General features: G+C 59.8%; 4 protein-coding genes. All 4 read left to right on the top strand.

What is annotated here, in order from left to right; translation table 11 throughout:
* Positions 1 to 61 precede the first annotated feature (61 nt).
* The 4 genes from BC102111_RS18250 to BC102111_RS17650 all read left to right on the top strand — a co-directional run bounded on the left by BC102111_RS18250 (position 62) and on the right by BC102111_RS17650 (position 3,123).
* A complete protein-coding gene (locus BC102111_RS18250) occupies positions 62 to 691 on the top strand; it encodes a tyrosine-type recombinase/integrase (RefSeq protein ID WP_101624979.1) in 630 nt (209 codons plus the stop codon).
* Between the two features lie 72 nt (positions 692 to 763).
* Positions 764 to 1,345: a hypothetical protein gene (locus BC102111_RS17445; protein ID WP_146001458.1), complete on the top strand. Its 582-nt coding sequence runs from the start codon at positions 764 to 766 to the stop codon at positions 1,343 to 1,345.
* A 22-nt stretch (positions 1,346 to 1,367) separates the two neighbouring features.
* The gene (locus tag BC102111_RS17440) at positions 1,368 to 1,667 is read left to right on the top strand and encodes a thioredoxin domain-containing protein (RefSeq protein ID WP_180960672.1); all 300 of its coding nucleotides are present in this window, start codon (positions 1,368 to 1,370) and stop codon (positions 1,665 to 1,667) included.
* Positions 1,668 to 1,821: 154 nt separating this feature from the next.
* Positions 1,822 to 3,123: a hypothetical protein gene (locus BC102111_RS17650; protein ID WP_146001457.1), complete on the top strand. Its 1,302-nt coding sequence runs from the start codon at positions 1,822 to 1,824 to the stop codon at positions 3,121 to 3,123.
* The last annotated feature ends 90 nt before the right edge of the window (positions 3,124 to 3,213 follow it).

Raw genomic sequence — 3,213 nt, 5'->3', positions numbered from 1 at the left:
ACAACACCGTGCGACGCCACTCGGCGCTGGGCTACCTCACCCCGGCCGACTATGCTCGCCACTGCACCCACGAAATGGAACCCGACGACTCACACAGAGACCGGACCTAACAACGGGGGCGGCCCAGAACCCCTGCCCAGAGTCCGCAGTAACTGCGGCGCTCAGGCGGTGCACCCGAATCCAAGACGTCATGATGCTCTTGCTCGGCGAGTATCAGGGACTCAGAGCATCTGAGACTGCCCAGCTCCACACGAGCGACTTCGACCCAGTTCACGATCAGCTCCGCGTGACTGGCAAAGGCAACAAAACGAGAATCCTCCCTCTGCATCCCATCGTGAAAGAGGCCCTCGCCCACTTCAGCCCAGGCTTCCTCTTCCCGTCCGACCGAAACCCCACCGGTCATGTCCTTGGACGCTCACTAGGTCGGCGTGTCCGGCATCTCCTTGGCCATGTCCCCAAACTCAACGCTCACAGCCTTCGGCATAAGTTCGGATGCGAAACTCTCGAGCTCAACCCGGACCTGTTGGCCCTCCGCGACTTACTCGGCCACGAATCCGTCGAGACCACCCACATCTACGCTCGCGCCTCGGCACAACGTCTGCAGAAGATGGTATTCGCGTTGCCCACGAAACCTGACCGAATGTCCACACTCACCGAAATCGACGCGGGAACCAGCGCTAGGCACCAATAGATCTCGACAAGCACAATCAGTCGCCGGCACCGAACCTTCACCAGGAACGCAACCAACCCTGAGGAAGACGCCATGGCAATCCCAACCCACTACCCGATGAAGTACAAATGTGGACACACTGTCAAAACCGACCTCTCCAAGATTCCGGCCTCAAAGCGTGCCGCCGCTGCACAGTCTGACTTCTACGTCAGCCGCGCCCGAGACGGCAAGGGCATGGACTGCCCCAACTGCTTCAAGAAGAACAGCGCAGCCGACAAAGAACAGTTCCTCAAGCAGCTCATGCTCGACACCATCGCGTTCGAAGACGAGCACGGCCTGCCGGAGCTAACCGGCACCGACAGGATGATGTCTTCCGGACTCATCGACTCGGCCAGACGCGATCGCTTCACCGCTCTGGCTATGGTGGCCGACGACGAGAACTACGCCAATGACTGGGCCGGAATCATCACGGACACTCAGTCGCTGACCTGGGCCGGATGGTGGGTCAACAACTTCTCCTACAAGGTCCGCAAGGCCAACGACACCACTAGCGAAGACGTCGTGGAACTCATTCGCGACGGAGCAGAGCAGGAGGCCACCCGTCCCCAAACTGATGCCTATGCCACGGAGAACCCCCATGACTGGAACCCCGATGAAGAACACCCCGACGACTAATTCTCATAAGGAGGACGACACCATGACTGGAATCACCGTCTGGACCAAGCCTGACTGCACTCAGTGCACGGGCACATTCCGATTCTTCGAAAAGGAGGGCATCTCCAAGGCTGCTCTCACGGTGAAGGACCTCACCCACCCGGACAACGCAGCTCAGCTCCAGAACTTCAAAGACCGAGGGCTGATGCAAGCGCCGATCGTGCAGACACCGCAGGACACCTGGAGCGGATTCAACCCCGACAAAATCAAAACTGCCGCAACCCAGATGCGAACCAGCACGCCGTCACCGGCCATGTCAATGACCGGCCCTGGTCTCCATTGATTGCTATCCGCGATCACCAGATTCGTGGCCGTCTTCCACCCGCGAAGACGGCCACAGTCACGTTCGTAACCGATTCTTGACAAACATTTGCCCACCGAGGCCGAGAAACCCCAGAGACGACCATTGAACCCCCTCACGGCGGAGGCCGAGATTCATGCGCAACGATAAGGCGGAGAGCACGCTGACACAGCGAGACGACATCCTCCCGACCGACCACGGACGCTCCTTCATGATCACAGCGGCCGTAACCATCATCGACAGGTCCAACACCGAAGTTGAAGCCAAGAGCTTCGACGACGCGATCCGTCTCATCCGCCGCCGCTACCATCCCACCCCACCCGTCGTTGAACTCGCACGCGTGCACACCAACGACACCGACTGCTTCGATCCTCGCAAATGGGTCATCACCCCAACCGAGTTCCGTGAACTCGACGACGACGAAGCCGAGACGGCCCGAGCGACCTACCGATTCAAGTACGTCGACTACAGCGTCATCGTTCCCGGCGAAGGGTCATTCCGAACCCACCGCACCACACTCGAAGGAGTCGTCGCCGCCGCTCAGGCACTGTCGAACCGCGAACTGAGCGAAATCGAGCTGACGAGTCACCTCCCTGGTCTGAAAGCCCGAACACTCGAACCTCAACAGTTTGAAGACGCCACTACTGTCGTGTCCGTACCTGAACGTCCCACCTACGCACCTCGGCGTCAACGGCTCCGGCCTAGGAAGTTTGCGCCGGTGACCAATCGCCTCAATTCGATCACTACGGCAATGGCAGCTCGACGCGCTGCCAAGTCCAAGGCGAACCCACCGGTCCCCAAAGGAACGACAAAGTCCACCTCCACTCGGCCCGGACTCAAACTCGACCGCAAATGGATCCCCGTCGTCATTGCCCTCGCCCTCGTCGCAGTGCTCATCGTCTTGATCCCACTGCTAGTCCGCAACGGCGATGAAGCTGAGCCGGTCTCAGCTCCCGTCTGGGCTACGACCATCGCTCCTGCGACTCCGAACTCAACACCCCTGCTCGACGGATACGACAACGAAGCATGGAGCCTTCCAGCAGGCAAAGCCGAAGCCGCATCAGCATTCGCCGCAGGTGTCGCCTACGTGGCATCTGAACCCCGGGAACTCGTGCTCCTCGACACCAATTCAGGTAAGGAACTGGGCAAGACGGGCCTGGATTCGTCCATCAGCTACAGCTCGGAATTCATAGCCGGTGATGTCCCAGCGGTGGCAGCTCGCACGGAGAAGTCTCTCACTGCCATCACCGCCAAAGGCGATACGCAGGCATGGAAGATCGCCAAAGACGATACCGTCCGTATCACAGGAACAACCCCCATGGTCGTGTCCAAGGACGGCAAGGTCTCGGCTCTCATTGTTGGTGAGGACAAGCCCGTCGCTGTCACTCGTGATACATCATTTGGGCCGCCCCCGTTGTTAGGTCCGGTCTCTGTGTGAGTCGTCGGGTTCCATTTCGTGGGTGCAGTGGCGAGCATAGTCGGCCGGGGTGAGGTAGCCCAGCGCCGAGTGGCGTCGCACGGTGTTGTA

Origin of the sequence: Brevibacterium casei CIP 102111 (assembly GCF_900169275.1) — a bacterium.
GTDB lineage: Bacteria > Actinomycetota > Actinomycetes > Actinomycetales > Brevibacteriaceae > Brevibacterium > Brevibacterium casei.
Note: the sequence above shows the minus strand (reverse complement) of the source record. Positions and strands in the feature narration are given on the sequence as shown.

Bases quoted from the DNA above. Each gene is read 5' to 3' on its own strand.
- BC102111_RS17445 (WP_146001458.1), top strand. From the start codon at position 764: ATGGCAATCCCAACCCACTACCCGATGAAGTACAAATGTGGACACACT.
- BC102111_RS17440 (WP_180960672.1), top strand. From the start codon at position 1,368: ATGACTGGAATCACCGTCTGGACCAAGCCTGACTGCACTCAGTGCACG.
- BC102111_RS17650 (WP_146001457.1), top strand. From the start codon at position 1,822: ATGCGCAACGATAAGGCGGAGAGCACGCTGACACAGCGAGACGACATC.